Origin of the sequence: Arcobacter sp. AHV-9/2010 (assembly GCF_004116575.1) — a bacterium.
GTDB lineage: Bacteria > Campylobacterota > Campylobacteria > Campylobacterales > Arcobacteraceae > Aliarcobacter > Aliarcobacter skirrowii.
The window spans coordinates 539311-558741 of the sequence record NZ_PDKH01000001.1 but is presented as its reverse complement, the minus strand read 5'-3'; the positions used below and the strand labels follow the sequence as shown (position 1 = coordinate 558741).

21 protein-coding genes are annotated in these 19431 nt (G+C 28.4%); 13 read left to right on the top strand and 8 right to left on the bottom strand.

Features of this window, described 5'->3' with window-relative positions:
• Positions 1-41 precede the first annotated feature (41 nt).
• The 4 genes from CRU94_RS02990 (at position 42) to CRU94_RS02975 (ending at position 2962) form a co-directional block, all read left to right on the top strand.
• Positions 42-1166: a bifunctional 2-C-methyl-D-erythritol 4-phosphate cytidylyltransferase/2-C-methyl-D-erythritol 2,4-cyclodiphosphate synthase gene (locus CRU94_RS02990; RefSeq protein WP_129105327.1), complete on the top strand. Its 1125-nt coding sequence runs from the start codon at positions 42-44 to the stop codon at positions 1164-1166.
• Positions 1163-2053, top strand: a complete 891-nt coding sequence (locus tag CRU94_RS02985; RefSeq protein ID WP_129105326.1) for a response regulator transcription factor — start codon at positions 1163-1165, stop codon at positions 2051-2053. Before CRU94_RS02990 ends, CRU94_RS02985 begins: the two co-directional genes overlap by 4 nt.
• A complete protein-coding gene (locus CRU94_RS02980; RefSeq protein WP_129105473.1) occupies positions 2053-2529 on the top strand; it encodes a phosphatidylglycerophosphatase A family protein in 477 nt (158 codons plus the stop codon). The genes CRU94_RS02985 and CRU94_RS02980 overlap by 1 nt, the downstream gene beginning before the upstream one ends.
• Before the next feature lie 88 nt (positions 2530-2617).
• Entirely contained in the window at positions 2618-2962 is a 345-nt protein-coding gene (locus tag CRU94_RS02975; protein WP_129105325.1) for a hypothetical protein, read from the top strand.
• A gap of 55 nt (positions 2963-3017) precedes the next feature.
• On the opposite strand, the gene CRU94_RS02970 is transcribed toward CRU94_RS02975, so the two are convergent.
• Genes CRU94_RS02970 through CRU94_RS02950 form a run of 5 tightly spaced genes read right to left on the bottom strand, consistent with a single transcriptional unit; the run spans position 3018 to position 7877 of the window.
• Positions 3018-4112 (bottom strand): carbamoyl phosphate synthase small subunit, encoded by a 1095-nt coding sequence (locus CRU94_RS02970; RefSeq protein ID WP_129105324.1) that lies wholly within the window; start codon positions 4110-4112, stop codon positions 3018-3020.
• Entirely contained in the window at positions 4112-4663 is a 552-nt protein-coding gene (locus CRU94_RS02965; RefSeq protein WP_129105323.1) for a DUF507 family protein, read from the bottom strand. The genes CRU94_RS02970 and CRU94_RS02965 overlap by 1 nt, the downstream gene beginning before the upstream one ends.
• Before the next feature lie 2 nt (positions 4664-4665).
• A complete protein-coding gene (locus tag CRU94_RS02960; RefSeq protein WP_129105322.1) occupies positions 4666-5916 on the bottom strand; it encodes an adenylosuccinate synthase in 1251 nt (416 codons plus the stop codon).
• 2 nt (positions 5917-5918) lie between these two features.
• Positions 5919-6764 (bottom strand): ATP phosphoribosyltransferase regulatory subunit, encoded by an 846-nt coding sequence (locus CRU94_RS02955; protein ID WP_129105321.1) that lies wholly within the window; start codon positions 6762-6764, stop codon positions 5919-5921.
• A 6-nt stretch (positions 6765-6770) separates the two neighbouring features.
• Positions 6771-7877, bottom strand: a complete 1107-nt coding sequence (locus CRU94_RS02950) for a pyridoxal-phosphate-dependent aminotransferase family protein (RefSeq protein WP_129105320.1) — start codon at positions 7875-7877, stop codon at positions 6771-6773.
• A gap of 174 nt (positions 7878-8051) precedes the next feature.
• On the opposite strand from CRU94_RS02950, the gene CRU94_RS02945 reads away from it, so the two are divergent.
• From CRU94_RS02945 to CRU94_RS02930, 4 genes are all read left to right on the top strand, one after another.
• Positions 8052-8507, top strand: coding sequence for a MarR family winged helix-turn-helix transcriptional regulator (locus tag CRU94_RS02945; RefSeq protein WP_258237369.1), 456 nt, complete (start codon positions 8052-8054; stop codon positions 8505-8507).
• A gap of 2 nt (positions 8508-8509) precedes the next feature.
• Positions 8510-9061 (top strand): YceI family protein, encoded by a 552-nt coding sequence (locus CRU94_RS02940; protein WP_129105319.1) that lies wholly within the window; start codon positions 8510-8512, stop codon positions 9059-9061.
• Between the two features lie 63 nt (positions 9062-9124).
• Positions 9125-9823, top strand: coding sequence for a pirin family protein (locus CRU94_RS02935; protein ID WP_129105318.1), 699 nt, complete (start codon positions 9125-9127; stop codon positions 9821-9823).
• 40 nt (positions 9824-9863) lie between these two features.
• Complete coding sequence (locus CRU94_RS02930) at positions 9864-10892, top strand: glyceraldehyde 3-phosphate dehydrogenase NAD-binding domain-containing protein (RefSeq protein ID WP_129105317.1); 1029 nt, start codon at positions 9864-9866, stop codon at positions 10890-10892.
• Positions 10893-10925: 33 nt separating this feature from the next.
• On the opposite strand, the gene purM is transcribed toward CRU94_RS02930, so the two are convergent.
• A complete protein-coding gene (gene purM, locus CRU94_RS02925) occupies positions 10926-11921 on the bottom strand; it encodes a phosphoribosylformylglycinamidine cyclo-ligase (RefSeq protein ID WP_129105316.1) in 996 nt (331 codons plus the stop codon).
• 81 nt (positions 11922-12002) lie between these two features.
• Here purM and coaE point away from each other — a divergent pair, with 81 nt between their 5' ends.
• The 4 genes from coaE to recJ all read left to right on the top strand — a co-directional run bounded on the left by coaE (position 12003) and on the right by recJ (position 17414).
• The gene (gene coaE / locus CRU94_RS02920) at positions 12003-12584 is read left to right on the top strand and encodes a dephospho-CoA kinase (protein ID WP_129105315.1); all 582 of its coding nucleotides are present in this window, start codon (positions 12003-12005) and stop codon (positions 12582-12584) included.
• Between the two features lie 151 nt (positions 12585-12735).
• Positions 12736-14118 carry a cytochrome c oxidase accessory protein CcoG gene (gene ccoG / locus CRU94_RS02915; RefSeq protein WP_129105314.1) on the top strand — a complete coding sequence of 461 codons (1383 nt, stop codon included), beginning with the start codon at positions 12736-12738 and terminating at the stop codon, positions 14116-14118.
• A gap of 114 nt (positions 14119-14232) precedes the next feature.
• The gene (locus tag CRU94_RS02910) at positions 14233-15849 is read left to right on the top strand and encodes a CTP synthase (protein WP_129105313.1); all 1617 of its coding nucleotides are present in this window, start codon (positions 14233-14235) and stop codon (positions 15847-15849) included.
• Positions 15849-17414, top strand: coding sequence for a single-stranded-DNA-specific exonuclease RecJ (recJ, locus tag CRU94_RS02905; protein ID WP_129105312.1), 1566 nt, complete (start codon positions 15849-15851; stop codon positions 17412-17414). Before CRU94_RS02910 ends, recJ begins: the two co-directional genes overlap by 1 nt.
• Here the strand turns inward: recJ and CRU94_RS02900 are convergent.
• Together CRU94_RS02900 and CRU94_RS02895 are read right to left on the bottom strand one after the other, a co-directional pair.
• On the bottom strand, positions 17409-17990 hold the full coding sequence (locus CRU94_RS02900) for a FlgO family outer membrane protein (RefSeq protein ID WP_258237368.1): 582 nt from the start codon (positions 17988-17990) through the stop codon (positions 17409-17411). The genes recJ and CRU94_RS02900 overlap by 6 nt on opposite strands.
• 37 nt (positions 17991-18027) lie before the next feature.
• Positions 18028-18669 (bottom strand): FlgO family outer membrane protein, encoded by a 642-nt coding sequence (locus CRU94_RS02895; RefSeq protein ID WP_129105311.1) that lies wholly within the window; start codon positions 18667-18669, stop codon positions 18028-18030.
• Positions 18670-18789: 120 nt separating this feature from the next.
• Here CRU94_RS02895 and CRU94_RS02890 point away from each other — a divergent pair, with 120 nt between their 5' ends.
• Complete coding sequence (locus CRU94_RS02890) at positions 18790-19332, top strand: DJ-1 family glyoxalase III (protein WP_129105310.1); 543 nt, start codon at positions 18790-18792, stop codon at positions 19330-19332.
• Positions 19333-19431: the final 99 nt, after the last annotated feature.

Genomic DNA, 19431 nt, shown 5'->3' with positions numbered 1-19431 from the left:
GAATCTGTAACTTTTTTACTCAAATTCAAAGGAACAGATAATTGGAAGATGTTACATTAGTGGTGTTGTGTGCAGGAAATTCTACTAGATTTGAAAATGTATGCAAGAAACAGTGGCTAAGAGTTGAAAATGAGCCTTTATGGTTAAATGTTACTTCAAGACTAAACTCATACTCAAATTTTAAAAAAACTATTGTTGTCTCACATGAAGATGAATTAAGATATATGCAAAATTTTAATGATGATTTTGTATATGTTAAAGGTGGAGAGACAAGACAAAACTCTATTAAAAATGCTTTGAATTTTGTAGATACAAAATATGTTATGATAAGCGATGTTGCAAGAGCTTGTATATCTAAAGATATGATAGATAGGATATTAGCTCTAAAAGATAAAGCAACTTGCGTAGTTCCTGTTTTAGGTGTTAGTGATACTGTTATTTATGAAAAAAATACAATAAATAGAGATGAGGTAAAGCTAATACAAACTCCACAACTATCACTTACAGATGTTTTAAAAAAAGCTTTAGATACAGATATTGAGTTTACAGATGAAAGTAGTGCTATTAAAAATAGTGGTTATGAAATCTCTTATGTAAAAGGTTGTGTTAAAGCAAAAAAACTAACATTTTTAGATGATTTAGATGAAATTCCTTGTCTAAAATCTCCATCAAAAAACTTCTTTACAGGCTTTGGTTTTGATTTGCATAGTTTTGAAGATAATAAACCAATGTTTTTAGGTGGAGTAGAGCTTCCATATAGTTATGGTTTTAAAGCTCACAGCGATGGTGATGTTTTAATTCACTCTTTAATTGATGCTTTACTAGGAGCTATTGGTGCTGGAGATATTGGAGAGTTTTTTCCAGATACAGATGAGAGATATAAAAATATTGATTCAAAAAAACTTTTAGAATATATTGTAAGATTTGTAAAAAATGTTGGATATGAGATTGTAAATGTAGATATAACAATAATTGCAGAGCAACCAAAAATAAATCCACATAAAATAGAGATAAAAAATAGCCTAAGTAAGCTTTTAAATCTTCCAAAGCAGTTTATAAATGTAAAAGCAACAACTTCTGAAAAAATAGGAAGTATAGGAAGAAAAGAGGGTGTTGTAGTTCAATGTGTAGCAAATGTAAAATATTATGAATGGGACAAAAGATGAATATATTAATAGTAGAGAATGAGAGTTATTTAGCACAAAAAATTGTATTAAGACTTCTTGATGATGGTCACAATTGTGATTATGTAGAGAGTGTTAATGTTGATAATCTTACAAAAGAGTATGATACTGTTTTGTTATCAACAACTCTTCCAAGTAGTGTTTGCAAAGCAATAATTAAAAAATACTCTAAAAATGCAATAATCTTACTTTTGGTTTCATATATTTCAGATGAAACGGTAACCGATTTAATAAAAGATGGTGCAAAAGATTATATTATGAAACCATTTTTAATGGATGAGTTAGTACGAAAAATTTATCACTACAAAGAGTGTAGAGCAACAAGAAAAGAGCTTGCAATTTTAAAAGAGTATTTTGAATTTTCAACAAGTGATATTGATACAAGTGAGCTTATTTTACCCCTATCTTTTCCTCTAATGATAGAGACAAACTATCAAAGATATGCAGATAAGGTTGCTTTTGAGATTGCAAAAAAAGTAAATATGAGTTTAACTTTTGATAGTTTTTTATCAAACTCTTGGCAAAGAAAATTGGCAAATTTAGATAATAGAACAATTTTATATATTACAGATTATCATCTATTAAAAAAAGGTTTAAAAGATCAGCTAAATAAACAAATCTCAGATAAAAATGTTTTAATCTGCTCTTTAGAGAGTTGTGATGAATATAATAATAAAAAAATAGTTTTTAATAATGAAAATAAAGCAAGTGACTCAAATATGATTATGTCTATAAATGATTATGTAAAGATGATAGTAAGCACTTATCAAAATAAATATCCAGATACAGAGTTATCTAAAAGATTGGGAATTTCAAGAAAATCTCTTTGGGAGAAGAGAAAAAAATTAGAGATAGAGAAGAAAAAATAATGAGTATGAGAAGATTTTTTTTAACAGTTGGCTATAGTGGTTTAAGTCCAAAAGCACCTGGAACAGTTGGAACATTTGTTTCACTTTTATTAGGTTTAATATTGCTTGAGTTTTTGCATGTTTCAACTCTGTTTTTATTATCAATACTTGTAACTATTGTTGCAATTAAAGAGATAAATAAATATGAAAAAGAGTCAGGAGTTCATGATAGCAGTGAGATTGTTATTGATGAGTTAGCTGGTATGTGGTTAGCACTATCTATTTGTGGAATAAATAGTGAAAATGCATATATTTTAGCACCACTTGCATTTATATATTTTAGAATATTTGATATATGGAAACCATCTATTATTGGAAGAATTGATAGAGATGTAAAGGGTGGTTTAGGAGTTATGGGAGATGATATTGTTGCTGGAGTTTTTGCAGGTATTTGTACAGCAGGAACTTGGCAACTGATTAATATGTTTATTTTATAAATTTAAGATATAAAATCTAAAATATTTGGTTAAAATTGCTCTTATTGTTGTAAAACAAGATAGTTATTAAAAAGGAAGGTTTGAGAAGATGTTAAAATTTGGTTCTTTAGTTTTAGTAGCAACAGCTTTTGTTTTTGTTGCTTGTAGTGGTGGTACACCAAAGTGTTCAGATGAGCTTACTAAAAATTTGGTTATTGATATTGCAAAAGATGAGTTAACTTCTCAAGGAATGAGTTATTTAATTCCACTTTTAAAATTTGAAGTAAATACAATAAGAACTACTAAATATGATAAAAATATTGATAGATATGAGTGCGCTGCAAATTTTATAATGACTGGTGAGAATGATACTAGTACATTGCCTATAACTTATACAGTTGAATCTACTGATAAAAAAGATGAGTTTTATGTAAATGTTTATTTTAAAAGATAATTTTATATAAAAACTATATTGAGCAAAGATTTTACTCTTAGCTCAATAGCTCTTACTATTTTACAAGTTTTGCAAACTCTTTGTATATTAAAGAGTTTGAAATTGGAGTAAATTCACTACTTAAAATATCTCTGTTTTTATATTTTAAAGCTACAGCACTATTATTAAAAAGTTTTAAATAGATAGCTTCTGCAATATTTTCAAAATCTTTTATAGAGTACTCAGTGTTAATTGCGTATATTTCAACATTCTTTACACCTTTTATAGGGTGGCTTCCAGATTTAATAGATTTTATTTTTTCAAGTTTTACACCACTTGCAAGAGCAAGTAAATAGTGTCCTAATCCAACAGCAAAAATTGGAATATTTGCATTTATTAGTTTTTCAATATTTTTAATCTCATCTTGATATATATTTGGATTTCCAGCACCACCACTTAAAACAACTCCACCAATTTGTTTATCTTGATATTTTTTGATTATCTCATCAGGGTTTGTATTATAAGGTACTACTTCAACTTCAAGCTCTGCTTCAACTAGCTCATTTAAGAGTGATTTTTTAACTCCAAAATCAATAACAACAACTTTTTTATCACTCATACTAGCTTTGTTATAATCTTGAAGTTCATCATTCCAAGCACCAGATTTGTGAACATATGACTCTTTTGTTGAACTATCTTTTATAAAATTAATCTCATCATATTTTTTAGCTTGGCTTAAAAGTTTTGCTAACTCATCTTTTGAAGATATTTTTGTAGATGCAATCATCATTAAACTACCTTCATCTCTTACAGTATGAGTTAAGAATCTTGTATCAATATCACAAATTCCAATTACATCTTGCTCAACTAAAAACTCTTTTAAGCTTCTATTGGCTCTATAATTTGAGTATTCATCATGGTAATTTCTTGCAATTACACCAACACAATGAGCTTTTAAGCTCTCCATATCCGCACTGTTTGTTCCAGAGTTTCCTACTTCAGCAGATGTAAAATTGATAAATAATCCAGCATTAGATGGGTCTGTTATTAACTCTTGGTGTCCAAAAGTTGTATTATTGTAAACCAGCTTACCAATAGCAGTTTTATCTGCACCAAATGATTTTGCTTCTAAAAAAACACCATTTTCTAAATATATATAAATTTTTTGCATTAGATTAATCCTCTTTTAATTAGCTCCTCTTCATAGAGTCTATGATATACCAAATCATACTCATCTGTTCCAGGAATCAATTTTCTTTTGTAGTTTTTAAGTTTACTTAAAACCTCACTATCCGCTCTTTCAAACCCTTTTATAAAGTCATCCATCGAACCAAATATCACATTTTTAACTTGGTTGTCTGAACATGTAAAATGAATATAATCCTCCTCCCATAAAAAATCAATAATTTTGTGAGCAATATCAGAAAATCTATCTTCGTTATCTAAAATTACACCAAAATCATTTGCAAGCCTTTTTTTAGTCATCCAAAAAAGTTGTCGTCTATCAGCATTTAAATACTCAATCTCTTCCTCTTGAGCATCTAAAATCTCTTCAACTCTCTCATTTAAAGCCATCTCTTTTTCTATATCTTCATCTAAAATTCTCTCAATTTGCTCTTCAATACTAGCTTTATTTTTTCTTACTTCTACAAATTCACAAGATACTAAATCTCTTGTAATTCTTTTGGCAACATACGCTGTATGATGTAATCTTAATCTCATTATTAGCCCCTTAAAATAGTATCGTCTCGTTCTGGTGAAGTTGAAATAATTCCAACTTTCACATTTGTTATCTCTTCAATTTTTTCTATATATTTTTTTGCATTTATTGGTAAATCTTCATATTTTCTAATTCCAACAACACTATCCCAACCATCAATCTCTTCATAAATAGCTTCAACGCTATCCATATTTGAAGGCATATAATCAATTCTTTCACCATTGTACATATAAGCTACACAAACTTTTATTTTATCAAAGCCATCTAAAACATCTAGCTTCATTAAAGCTAATTTATCACAACCATTTAATCTACTTGCATATCTAACAGCAACAGCATCAAACCAACCACATCTTCTTTTTCTACCAGTTACCGTTCCAAACTCTTTTCCAACTTCACCCATAGTTTTTCCATAATCTGTGAAATCTTCACTAGGAAATGGTCCATTTCCAACTCTTGTACAGTATGCTTTTACAATTCCTGTAATTTCACCTATATCTTTTGGATTTAAACCAAGTCCTGTACAAGCTCCTGCACTAACAGTACTTGAAGATGTTACATATGGATAAGTTCCATGGTCAATATCTAAAAGTGTTCCTTGAGCACCTTCAAGTAAAACTCTTTTATTATCTTCAAGAGCTTTCCAAACCATATTTGTAGTGTTTGTTATATATGGTGCTAAACTAGAGCTATAAGTTTCAAGCTCATTTAAAAGCTCTTTTTTCTCTGGAGTTTTAATCTCTAAAACATCAAAAATAGCTCTATTTTGTTCAAAATAATCTAAAATATCATCACAAAGTTTTGCTGGATTTAATAAATCCCCTGCTCTAAATCCATTTCTACTTACTTTTTCAGCATAAGTTGGTCCAATTCCTTTTCCAGTTGTTCCAATAGCTTTATCGCCTTTTAGTCTCTCTTTTGCTTGATCAATTAAAGCATGAAAAGGTAAATTTAAATGAGCTTTATCAGAGATATATAATCTTCCTTCTAAGTTATCAAATTGGCTCATCTCTTTTAAAATGTTAAGTGGAGATACAACAACTCCATTTCCAATAATATTTATAGCTTTTTTATTTAAAATTCCTGAAGGAATAAGTTGAAGCGCATATCTAACCCCATCAACCCAAATTGTATGTCCTGCATTGTGTCCACCTTGGCTTCTACAAACCATATCATACTTTTGTGCAAGCATATCAACAATTTTACCCTTTCCTTCATCTCCCCATTGAATTCCAACAATAACATCTGCCTTCATAACTATCCTTCTATCATTTTTAATAAATTATCTGTGTATAGTGCAAAACCTAATGAGCTAATTCCATCAGCTTCATACATTCCACCTCTACATAAAACAAAATTTTTCTCTATTACTCTGTAATAAATATCATTATAATATTTTAAGCTTCCATAATATAATGGAGCTATTATTATGTTTGAGTAATCTACCTCTAAAGATTTTTTTAAAAGTTTTTGTAACTCATCTTTTAAAATATCTGGAACTAATTTTATAACCTCTTCTAAACTTTTTATATCCTGAACTCTTAAAAGTTTATCAAGCCAAGAGATTTTTAGCTCTAATAGTTTAGAGATATCACCATTTTTAAGAAGTTCAATATCAATATTTAACTCTTTTGCTAAAATTCGTGGAATTTTTATATTTGATATTTGTAAAATTGGCTCTATATTTAAAGCTTTTAAAATATTAGCTGTTAAATTTAGAATATCACCTATATTATCATGTTCTATCCACTCACAACCTATTTGATAATCCTCACAACTAGGATATGAAAAAACAGGTTGGATATAGAACCATTTTTTTTGTTTTGTAGTTCTTCCTAATCTTTTTGTAATAATTCTTACAACATCCAAAGTAGAGTCAGCTCTTAAAGAGACTTGTTCATTCTCTTCGTCTGAAAATTTGATTAGTTTTTTTTCATCTGTTATTGATTGATGCTGTGAATATGAAAAATTTGGTGTTAGAATCTCTTCAAAACCATTCTCTTCCAAAATATCACAAACTCTATTTTCTAAAACTCTTTTTGCTTTTGCTGTTTTACCAAAATAAAGTCTACTACCTTTTGGAATTTCGTGTTCAAAAATCATAATTGATTAATTTCCTTTATAAAATGTCTGCGCAAAAACTCTGTTTGCAGTTCCATCAAATGCTCTAATTTTTAACTCATCCATAACTAACTCAATAGCATTTACAGCCCACGATGCTTCAAAATCTTCAACTAATCCCATGTGATTAATTCTAAATATTTTTCCACTCAAGTGATCTTGTCCACCTGCAATATCAACATTGTATTTTGTTTTTAAAAGTTTTCTAATCTCATTTGATTGTTCTGTATAAACTGTAGTCATAGCATTTGCAGGATTTTTTGGATAAATTTCAAATCCTATTGCTTTTAAAGCTTCTTGAGTCGCTTTTGCTCTTAAAGCTGTTTGTTTATAAAGATTTTCAAAACCTATCTCTTTGAATTTCTCTAAAATTGCTTGTAATCCAATAATCAAAGTTGTAGCAGCTGTCCAAGCAGTTGTATTTTTTCTTTGATTTTTTAACTCTGTTGCCAAATTAAAGTAGTAACCAGCTGGTTTTTCTTCAATTTTTGCAACTGCTTTATTTGATAATCCAATCATTGCAAGACCAGGAGGAAGCATAAATGCTTTTTGGCTTCCCGTAATAAGTGCATCAATATTTGTTACATCTATTTTTTCAACACCTAAAGCTGTAATTCCATCAGCTACAACCATGATTTCTGGATTTATTTTTTTAACTTCTTTTGCTATTTTTTCAACAGGATGTCTCAATCCTCCAGCACTCTCACAAACTTGAATAAATATTGCATCAATACTTGAATCATTTTTAATAGCATTTACAACATCATCAACGCTTACAGGAGTATTCCACTCATTTTTCAACTCACAATAATCAATATTGAAAGCTTTACATATTTTTCCAAATCTCTCTCCAAATTTTCCAGAGTTGATTGTTAATGCTTTTTTTCTAGTTAGGTTTGTAATACAAGCCTCCATAGCACCTGTTCCACTTGATGCCAACATTAAAACTTCACTCATATTGTAAATTTCTAATAGAAGATTTCTAGTTTTTTCAAAAATTTCTTCAAACTCTTTTGTTCTATGATGAATTGTAATATCACTCATAGCTTTTCTTGCAAATTCTGGTACGGGAGTTGGACCTGGAGTTAATAACATATTCTTTATCCTTATAAAATATAAAATTCAATTAAAGCTGTAAATTATAGTCAAAATTAGATTATTTTTTGGTTAAAAGAGAAAACAAAAAAAAGAGCTTGACATTATTACTAATTAGTAATATAATTTTGCCAAGCTATTTTTTATAGTCAATTATTTATTTAAAGGTTTAAAGTGTCAAATATAAAACCATACAGTGCAAGAGTTCAAAAATCAATGAAAACTGTTGTTAGATTAGATAGGGTTTTTAATAGAATAAATAATATTACGGAAAACCATTTAAGCAAATACAATCTAACATTTAATCAATTTAAAGTATTGGAAGTTTTGTACCATTTAGGTGATTTAAATATTGGTTCAATTACAAAACTTACATCAAGTACACCAGGAAATACAACAGTTGTTGTAAGAAACCTAAAAAGAGATGGATTTATAGAATCAAAAAGAGATGAAAAAGATGCAAGAGCTTCAATATTGTCAATTACAAAAAAAGGTAAAGAGTCAATAGAAGAGGTTTTTCCAAAGCACTCTGAAAATCTTGATGATTTTATGAAAATATTAAGTGATGAGGAATTAAATACTCTATACGATTTATTAGATAAGTTATATAAAACAAATAAAAAGGATTAGTTATGAAAAATTTAAAATTAGGATTGTTGTCAGTTCTCTTATGTTCATCTTTGTTTGCAGGTGATTATATCGTGGACTCTTCTCACTCAAATGCAGGATTTAGTATAAAACATATGATGGTTTCAAATGTTGTTGGAAAATTCAACGATTTTTCTGGAACATTTGTTTATGATGAGAAGAGTAATAGTTTAGTTTCACTAAAGGGTGAATTAAAAGTTGCATCAATTGATACTGCAAATTCAAAAAGAGATGGTCATCTAAAAGGTGATGATTTTTTTGATTCAAAAAAATATCCAAAGATTACTTTTAAGACAACAAAAGTTGAAAAAGATAGAGTTTTTGGAGATATAACAATAAAAGGTGTTACAAAAAATATTGAATTGGAACTTGAAAATGGTGGAGCTTTTGGTACAAAATCTGGATTTTCACTAAAAGGTCTTATAAAAAGAAGTGATTTTGGAATTACTTGGAATAAAGTTTTAGAAGCTGGAGCTGTTGCTGTTGGAGATGAAGTTAAGTTGATAATTGATATTGAAGGAGATTTGATTAAATAAATATTTAAGCAAATTTTAAATTATCTCAATAAGAAGTTTTATTTTTGATGAAAGAGGTATAAAATGTTAAAAAAATTACCAAAAGAGAACATGGGAAAATCAGATCTTGGTTGGCTAGAGAGTCGTTTTCACTTTAGTTTTGCAGAGTATAGAAATCCAAAAAATGTACATTTTGGAGTTTTAAGAGTTTTAAATGATGATATTGTAAAACCTAAAACTGGTTTTGAGATGCATCCTCATGAGAATATGGAGATTATTTCATATATTGTTGATGGAGAGATTACTCACAAAGACTCAATGGGAAATAGCGAAACTTTAAAAAGAGGAGAAGTTCAATATTTAAGTGCTGGAGATGGAATATATCATAGTGAAAAAAATGAAGGAACTATAAATTTAAGACTTCTTCAAATTTGGATTTTTCCACCACAAAAAGGACTTCCAAGACTTTATGGTTCGCATAGATATAAATTTGAAGATAGAGATAATAAGTTATTAAATATAGTCTCTTCTCAAGAGGGAAATAGTTCTATAAAAATCTATCAAGATATAAATATTTATGTAAGTGAACTTGATATTAACAAAACTTTGGAGTATAGAATAGAGCAAAATAGACAAATATATTTTGTACAAGTAGAGGGAAAATCTACTTTAAATAATATAGAACTTGATTTTGGTGATGCTTGTGAAGTTACAAATGAGTCAAAAATAGAGATAAAAGCTTTAGAAAAATCACATATTTTATTTATAGAAATGAAAAAATAATATATATTTAACTATACTTTGTAAAAAATAAAAGATAGATATGAAGAGCAAAATTTTAATAAATGGTATTGGAAGAATCGGAAAAGCTGTTTTAAAACAACTTTTAGATGATGAAGAGTTTGAGATTATTTCAATAAATGAGATAAATCCATCAGTTGAAAATATAGTTTACTCTATAAACTATGATTCAACTTATGGAAAACTTGATGATAAATTTAAAGTTATAGAAAACAATTTTATACAAAATAAAAAATCAAAGATTAAGATTACAAATTTTAAAGATATATCTAAATTAGATTTAAGCAATATTGATATTTTGATTGATTCAAGTGGTCAAAAAGTAGATATAAGTGAGTTGAAATCTTTGAAAGTAGATAAAATAATTTTAACTCACCCTGAAAAACTAGCAGATATAAATTTAGTTTTGGGTGTAAATGAAGAAAAATTTGATATTAAAAATCATAAAATAATATCTACAAGCTCATGTAATGCAACAGCACTGTTGCCTGCTTTAAAGCTAATAGATGATAAAAAAGAGATTCTTTGTGGGGATATTGTAACCATTCATCCGCTTTTAAATCATCAAAGAGTTTTAGATGGAAGTTTTGTTCAAAGTGCAACAAGAGATGTTGATTTAAATTTTGAATTTGGAAGAAGCTCAACTCAAAATATAATTCCAAGTCAAACAACTACAATAAAAGCTTGCTCTTATGTTTTAGAAAAATTTAATTCAAATTTGATAAGCTCAAACTCACTTAGAGTTCCAACAGATACAGTAGGAGCTATAAATGTAACACTTTTTACAAAAGAGATTTCAAGCAAAGATGAAATATCAAATCTTTTTTTAGAGTTTGAAAAAAATCAAAAATTTCCAATTGTTTTAAACAATTTTGAAGCACTCGTTTCAAGTGATTTTAAAAAAGAGAAGTTTACAACAATAGTTGACCATAGATTTTTGGATGTTAAAAATAATATGATAAAACTGCTGCTTTGGTATGATAATGAGTGGGGATATGCCTCTAAAGTTGTTGAGATTTTGAAATATATAAAGATAAAAAAAGCTAGATAAAAAATCTAGCTTTTAATATGAAAAAAGAGTTTTTTATATAAACTCTACTTCTCTTTTTCCCTCTTTTAACTCACCAATTACATAACCATCAGTTGCAGCTAAAATAGCATCTACATTTGAAGGATTTACTACAAGTATCATTCCAACACCCATATTAAATGTTCTATACATCTCTTGCTGCTCTACATGTTTACCCATAAACTCAAATATTGGTAATACTTTGATTTTACTTCTATCTACAACTGCTGTTAAATTTTCTGGTAAAACTCTAGGTAAATTTTCAGTTATTCCACCACCTGTAATATGTGCTAAAGCATTTATCTTATCTTTATTTGCTTTGAACTCTTTTACATAAATTCTTGTTGGCTCAAGTAATACATCTTTTAATTTTTTTCCTAAAAAATCATCTTCTAGGCTCATTCCTAATTTTTCTAAAAGAAGTTTTCGAACCAATGAAAATCCATTTGAGTGAACTCCAGAACTAGGAAGTGCAATTAAAACATCTCCAGCTTTTACTTTTGAAACACGATCAAGCTCATCTTTTTCAGCAATTCCAACACAAAAACCAGCTAAATCGAAATCACCCTCTTTGTACATTCCAGGCATTTCAGCTGTCTCTCCACCAATTAATGCACACTCACTTCTAATACAACCTTCAGCAATTCCTTTTACAACTTGAGTTGCTTCATCAACTTCAAGTTTTGCAGTTGCATAATAATCAAGGAAAAATAGTGGCTCTCCAAAATTACAAAGCAAATCATTTGTACACATAGCAACCAAATCAATACCTACTGTATCAAATTTTTTTGCATCAATTGCAAGTTTTAATTTTGTTCCAACACCATCTGTTCCAGCTAAAATAACAGGTTTTTTGTAACCACTTGGAAGTTCAAAAGCACCAGCAAAAGAGCCAATTCCTCCAAGAACTCCAGGAATCATTGTAGATTTTACATAAGGTTTGATATTCTCTACAAACTGATTTCCTGCATCAATATCAACTCCTGCATCTTTGTAACTTACCATTGCCATAATCTATCCTTCGCTTTATTGCTCTTAAAATTTTTTTTGGTATTATAACCAAAAATCATTAAATCTTAAGGAGTATCAAAAATGAGCAATTTTAAAAATGCTATTGCATTAACAGGAGGAATAGCAACAGGCAAAAGTACAGTTTGTAATCTTTTAAAACTACATGGTTTTTTTATTATAGATGCAGACAAAATTGCTCATAGACTTTTGGATGAAAATTATCAAGAGATTGAAAATATGTTTGGTAGCAAATATGTTGAAAATAAAAAAGTTTTAAGAAAAGAGCTTGGAAAAATAATATTTTCAAATGAAGAAAATAAGTTAAAACTAGAAGCTTTGCTTCATCCTTTAATCAAAGAGGAGATTTTAAAAGAGGCAAAAATTTGTGAAGAGCAAAATAAAGCATATTTTGTAGATATTCCACTATTTTTTGAAAAGATGAATTACCCAATTTCTAAAGTGCTTGTTGTTTATACTCCAAAAGATATACAAATTCAAAGATTGCAAAAAAGAGATAATATAGATGAAAAAGAGGCTATTTTAAAAATATCAAATCAAATGGATATAGAAGATAAAAAAAGAAAAGCCAATTTTGTAATAGATAACTCAAAAGATTTAAAACATTTACAAGAAGAAGTTGAAAGAGTGTTGGCGCAAATTTAAATATAAATCTTATTTTTATTCTATAAATGATAAAATTTTCTATAAAGTTTTTATAGACCAAATTTATAATAAAATCTTATTTAAAATTTAAAAATATTATAAGTTTGTTTTATATTAAACTTTAATACTTCACGAAAAAAAGGTTGCAAAAATGAGTGAAAAAAATGAAAATTTAAAACAGATGCCTTATAGAAAAAAAAGATATATTGCTTATATTATAGCTTCTGTTGTATCTTTATCTTTGCCATTTATTCAAATAAATGGAAATCAAATCTTTCTACTATCTTTTGATAAAAAACAGCTTCATCTTTTAGGAACAGCTTTTGATATGCAAGAGTTATATTTAATGCCGTTTTTATTAATGTTGTTATTTATAGGAATTTTTGCAGTTACTGCAATTGGAGGAAGAGCTTGGTGTGGGTGGGCATGTCCTCAAACAATTTTTAGGGTAATTTATAGAGATTTAATTGAATCAACACTTTTAAAACTTAGAAGAATAAAAAATAAACAAAAAGATATTGATTTAAGTAAAAATTCAAACAGAGTTAAAAAAGCTGTTGGTGTAGTTTTATGGTCTATTTTAGCTTTAGTTGCTGCTTCAAACTTTATGTGGTATTTTGTTCCTCCACAAGACTTTTTTGCTTATATTCAAAATCCATTAGAGCATATGTTTTTAATTGGGTTTGTTTTGGCAATTGCAGGATTTTTAATCTATGATGTAATCATTTTAAAAGAGGATTTTTGTGTATATATCTGTCCATACTCAAGAGTTCAATCTGTTTTATATGATAATAATACTCTTCATGCAATATACTCAAATCAAAGAGGTGGAGCTATTTATAATGATAAAAAAGAGAAAACAATATTTAATATAAAAGATTTTAAAGATCCAAATAGCGAGTGTACAGCTTGTGAAGCTTGTGTAACTGTTTGTCCAACTCATATTGATATTAGAAAAGGTTTACAGCTTGAGTGTATAAACTGTTTAGAGTGTGTTGATGCATGTACTACTGTTATGGGAAAACTTGGAAAACCATCTTTAGTTCAATGGTCAAGCACAAATACTATTGTTGAAAATAAACCAACAAAAGTGTTTAGAAAAACAACAATTATGTATATGGTAGCTTTAACTTTAGTTTTAGTTCTACTATTTGCTATGAGTAGAGAGAAAGAGTATATGCTTTTAAATGTAAATAAAGATACTGAACTTTATAAAATTAAAGAGGATAATATAGTAGCAAATAACTATACTCTTCTATTTCAAAATACAGAATCTGTTCCTCTTACATATAACATAGAGATAGTTGATAATCCTGGTATAGAGATTAAAAGATTTACTCCATTTACTTTAAGTCCTAAAAAAATGGCTAAAAAAGTTGTTATTCTTGAAACAGATAAACTTTTAGTAGATGATAAAACAAAAGATACTCCTATAAGCATAACAATTAAAGCTTATGCGCAAGAGAATCCTGAAAAAGTTGTAGTATTTAGAAAAGCAACTTTCTTCTTCCCAAGATCAGATAAACTTAAATAGAAAGATAGCAAGTTAATCTTGCTATCCTCTATTTTAAATAACTTCTTATCAATGTTTAGGTAAAATCACAGCTTATATATTTTTCAAACTTATTAAATTTAACGGAGTATTTTTATGACAAAATTCATTTTTGTAACGGGTGGTGTTTTAAGTTCTTTAGGAAAAGGAATAACTTCTGCATCCATTGCTGCAATTTTAAAACAGTCTGGTTTTAAGGTAAGTATGTTAAAAATTGACCCGTACTTAAATGTGGATCCTGGAACTATGAGCCCATTAGAGCATGGAGAAGTTTTTGTTACTGCTGATGGAGCTGAAACTGACCTTGATTTAGGAAATTATGAGAGATTTATTGATAGAACTTTAACAAAAAAGAATAGTTTTACAACAGGTCAGGTTTATCAAAGTGTAATTAAAAGAGAGAGAGAAGGTGGATATTTAGGTAAAACTATCCAAGTTATTCCTCATGTTGTTGATGAGATAAAAAGTAGAATTTTTGATGCTGCTGAAGGAAATGAGTTTTTAATTATTGAAATTGGTGGAACAGTTGGTGATATAGAGAGTCTTCCATTTTTAGAGGCTATTAGATCAATAAGACATGAACTTCCAAAATCAAATACAATGAATATACATGTTAGTTTAGTTCCTTATATTAAAGCAGCTGGTGAGCTTAAAACAAAACCAACTCAACACTCAGTTCAAGAGCTAAGAAGAATTGGAATTACTCCTCATATGTTAGTTTGTAGAACAGAAAGAGAGTTACCAAAAGCATTAAAAGATAAATTAGCTCTTTCGTGTGATATTGATAGAAATGCAGTTATTGAAGCTGGAGATGCTCAATCTATTTATCAAATGCCACTACATTTTATAAAAGATGGGATTTTAAACCCTCTTCAAGAGCATTTTAATATTAAAATAAAACCAAATATGGAAAAATGGGATACTTTAGTTAAAAATATTTTAGTTCCTCAAGATGAGGTTAATATTGCTTTAGTTGGTAAATATCTTGATTTAAAAGAGTCATATAAATCTTTGGTTGAGTCACTAATTCACGCAGGAGCTCACTTAAATACAAAAATCAATATTCATTGGTGTGATAGTGAAAGAATTGAGGATTTAGGTGTTTATGAAGTTATTGGAAATGTTGATGCAATTTTAGTTGCTGGTGGATTTGGAGCAAGAGGTGTTGAAGGTAAATTAAAAGCTATTCAATATGCAAGAGAGAATAATATTGTGTTTTTGGGAATTTGTCTTGGAATGCAACTAGCAATTGTTGAATTTGGAAGAAATGTTTTAGGGTTTGAAGATGCAAACTCTATTGAATTTGATGAAAATACAACAAATCCAATGATATATTTAATTGATGAGTTTATAGATCAAAGTGGGCATAAACAACTAAGAACTAGCAAATCACCAATGGGTGGAACTATGAGATTAGGTGAGTATCCATTTACTCCATTAAAAGGTTCGAAGCTACAAAAAGCCTATGGAGACAAAGAGCAATATTTTGAAAGACATAGACATAGATATGAAGCAAATCCAAAATATAAAGAGGCTTTAGAAAAAGCTGGAATGATTGTAAGTGGAGAGTCAAATGGACTTATTGAAGTGGTTGAACTAAAAGATCATCCTTGGTTTGTTGGAGTACAGTTCCATCCAGAGTTTACATCTCACTTAGAGACACCAAATCCAATTATTTTAGAGTTTGTAAAACAGGCGAATAAACCAAAATAATGTCGAAAATTACAAAGCAGAAGCTTTTTGAAATCTTAAATGCAAGACATTTGAATAATCCATATTCAAAGCTTGCATCAATACCATCTCCAAACAATTTTAAAGATATAGATATTGCATCAAAACGAGTTAAAGAGGCTATAGAAAACAAGGAAAAAATAACTATAGTTGGTGACTATGATGTTGATGGAGTTGTCTCAACTACAATTATGCTAGAGTTTTTTGATTTTATTGATGTAAAAGTTGATTATATAATTCCAAATAGATTTGAGCATGGATATGGTTTATCTCCTAAAATTGCACATATGATTGATAGTGGTTTAGTAATTACAGTTGATAATGGAATAAGTGCTTATGAAGCCTCTATAATTTTAAGAGATAAAAATATTGATTTAATCATAACAGATCATCATACTGTTGGAGATAAACTACCAATTGCTCTTGCAATTATTAATCCAAAACAAAAAGATTGTAATTTTGAGTTTAAAGAGATTTGTGGAGCTCAAGTCGCTTGGTATTTTTGTGCTGCAATAAAAAAGCAGATGAATTTAAATATTGATATGTCAAGTTTTTTGGATCTTCTATCTTTAGCAATAATTGCAGATATTATGCCAATGACAACTCTTAATTATACTATGGTAAAACAGGGTTTAAAGAAGATGAAACTCTCTTCAAGAGAGGCTTTTAAACTATTAAATCAAACTTTATCAAAGGATATTTTAGCATCTGATGATGTTGGATTTATGATAGCACCAAAGATAAATAGTGCTGGAAGAATGGATGATGCATCGATTGCTTTAGAGTTTTTATTATCAAAATCACAAAATAGTGCTTATGAGAGTTTAGCTTTATTGGATGAGCTAAATAATTATAGAAAAGCACTACAAGAAGAGATTACTTTAAAAGCACAAAGTCAAATTAAAAATGAAGATAGAGCTATTATTGTTTGGGGTGAAAATTGGCATGAAGGAGTAATAGGAATTGTTGCTTCAAAACTGTCAAATAAATATAAAAAACCAGCTTTTATATTTTCAATAAAAGATAATCTTGCAAAAGGTAGTGCTAGAGCAAACTCTTCAATAAATCTTTATGATTTAATCTCAAATGCAAAAGATATTTTAAATGGTTTTGGTGGTCATAAAAATGCAGCTGGATTATCTTTGGATGTTTTAAAACTTGAAGAGTTCAAAGATATTATAAATAAGAGTTTAGATAACCTTGAAGATAATCTTCACGATGAGCTTCAAACTTTGGGTGAATTAGATGTTCAAAGTGTTGATTTAGAGTTTTTAGATATTATTGAGAGTTTTGAACCTTATGGATTAGATAATGAAAGACCAGTTTTTAAAGTTTCAAATGCAAGTTTAATTAAATATGAACTAATTGGAAGAGATAAAAATCATTTAAAATTACTATTAAATAGTGATGGATATTTATTTGAAGGAATTAAATTTAACGAAAAGAGTATAGATTTAAAAGAGAGTTTAGATTTGATTTTGTCAATATCAAAAAATGAGTTTAGAGGAGTTGTTAAGCCTCAATTTCTAATTCAAGAGATACTATAAAACCAAAGGTCTTCTAGTATTCTCTCTTAAGAACTTCTCTTTATCAAGCTCTTTTTGATTTTCTGGATTAAGAAATCCCTCAAGATTTAAAATTTCATCATCAATTTGTGTTCTCTCAAATGCACTACCTACAATATTTCCACTTCTAAGCTCTATTAATTTTATAAAAATATTTAAAGTTTTACTTGTAATTGAGTAAGAACCAACAAGTGCATATCTTGAACCAACTTCATCTGATAATATCTTTTTATGCTCTCTTGTTAAAACATTTAAGCCACTTTTACCAAACTCAAACTCTTTTGTAAGTTCAACTTCTCTAGTAATAATATTTTTTGAAGCTAGTGTATCTTTTAACATATTTGATAGCAAAAAACCAAGTTCTGAACGATTTTTTAAATTATCAACATTTACAAAATCTGACACTAAAACAACATCATCTAAATAGATATGTCTATTTAAATTTAAAGATGGTTTATCAACCATATTTGTAATCATTAAGTGAAAATTTGTAGCTTTTGTAATTGGGTTTTTGTATGAACAAGATACAAGAAAAAAAGAAAAAAAAGCTAGAGCCAAAATTAGCCCTAGCTTTTTTAAAAATAGTTGAGGCATCTTATCTATTCTCATCAACTATTTTAATTGTTCTTAAAGGTGGACAATCACCAAATATTACACAATCATTTGCGTAGTTGTGATTATATGTAGCTCTTGCACTTGATATTACTTTTCCTGTAATATTATCAATAATTCTTGAATTTAGAATTATTTTTCCTAACTGTCTTGAGTATGTTCCAACAACAACATAGTTGCTAGGAATTTCACTTTTTAAGCTTTTTCTCTCTCTTGATAGAAAATATTCACCCTTATCGTTTACAGATACTGCTAATTGTCCCCTAAACTCTGTAACGCTAAAGCCTTTATTTGAAAGCTCATCAATCATACTCTCCCCTATAACTCTTCCAAACTCTGAAGTTTGTTTAAACTTATCAAGTTGTACAAAAGAAGTTACAATAATTGATTTGTTTGTATCAACTTTTCTATTAGTTACCATCTGAGTAGCCAAAGAAGCTATAGTTGCTTCAAGAGTGTTTTGCATTACAACTTTGTTTTGTTTAAAGTTTGCAATATTCATACCATCACTCATAGATCTAACTCTATCATACTCAGATTTAGTATCTTGATTTTTATGGCTACACCCTGCGAATACAGAAATAACTGCCAAAAGAATTGAAAATCTTAAAAACTTTTTAGACATATGCTATCCTCTTTATAAATTCTTAAGATTTTATTTAAAATATACTTACAACAACTTTATATAAGCTACTATAAACAATTTTATATATAATATTTTAGAAAATTAAAAAAAGGAGTTTTTATGTCAAAAATTTTAGTAGCAATTTCAAATGGTTTTGAAGAGGTAGAAGCTGTTAGCATAATTGATATTTGCCGTCGTGCGGGAATTGAAGTTGTAACTGCTGGAGTTGAAGGTAAAAATTTAGTTGGTGCTCACAATATTAAAATAGAGATGGATAAAAAAATAACTGAAGTAGATTCAAGTGATTTTGATATGATAGTTCTTCCAGGTGGTCTTCCAAATGCTTTTACTTTGGCTGAAGATAAAGATGTTCAAAGACTTTTAAAAGAGTTTGAAGAAAAAAATAAAAAAATAGGAGCTATTTGTGCAGCACCATATGCACTTCACAAAGCTGGAGTTTTAAACCAAAACTATACTTGCTATCCTAGTTTTGAAAAAAAGATAAAAGATGATGGTTATCATGATGATAAAAATGTGGTTACTGATAATAATGTAATAACTTCAAGAGGACCAGCAACTGCTATTGATTTTGCTTTAGAGATTGTAAAAACTTTAAAAGGCGATGATATTTATTTGCAAGTTAAAACAGGACTTTTAGCATAATTTTGTAAGCCATTTAAAGGCTTACAAAACTTTAATTACTTCAACAACAAATTTTAGATAAAATCTTTGCTTAAAAATAAAATAGAAGATTTATAAAAT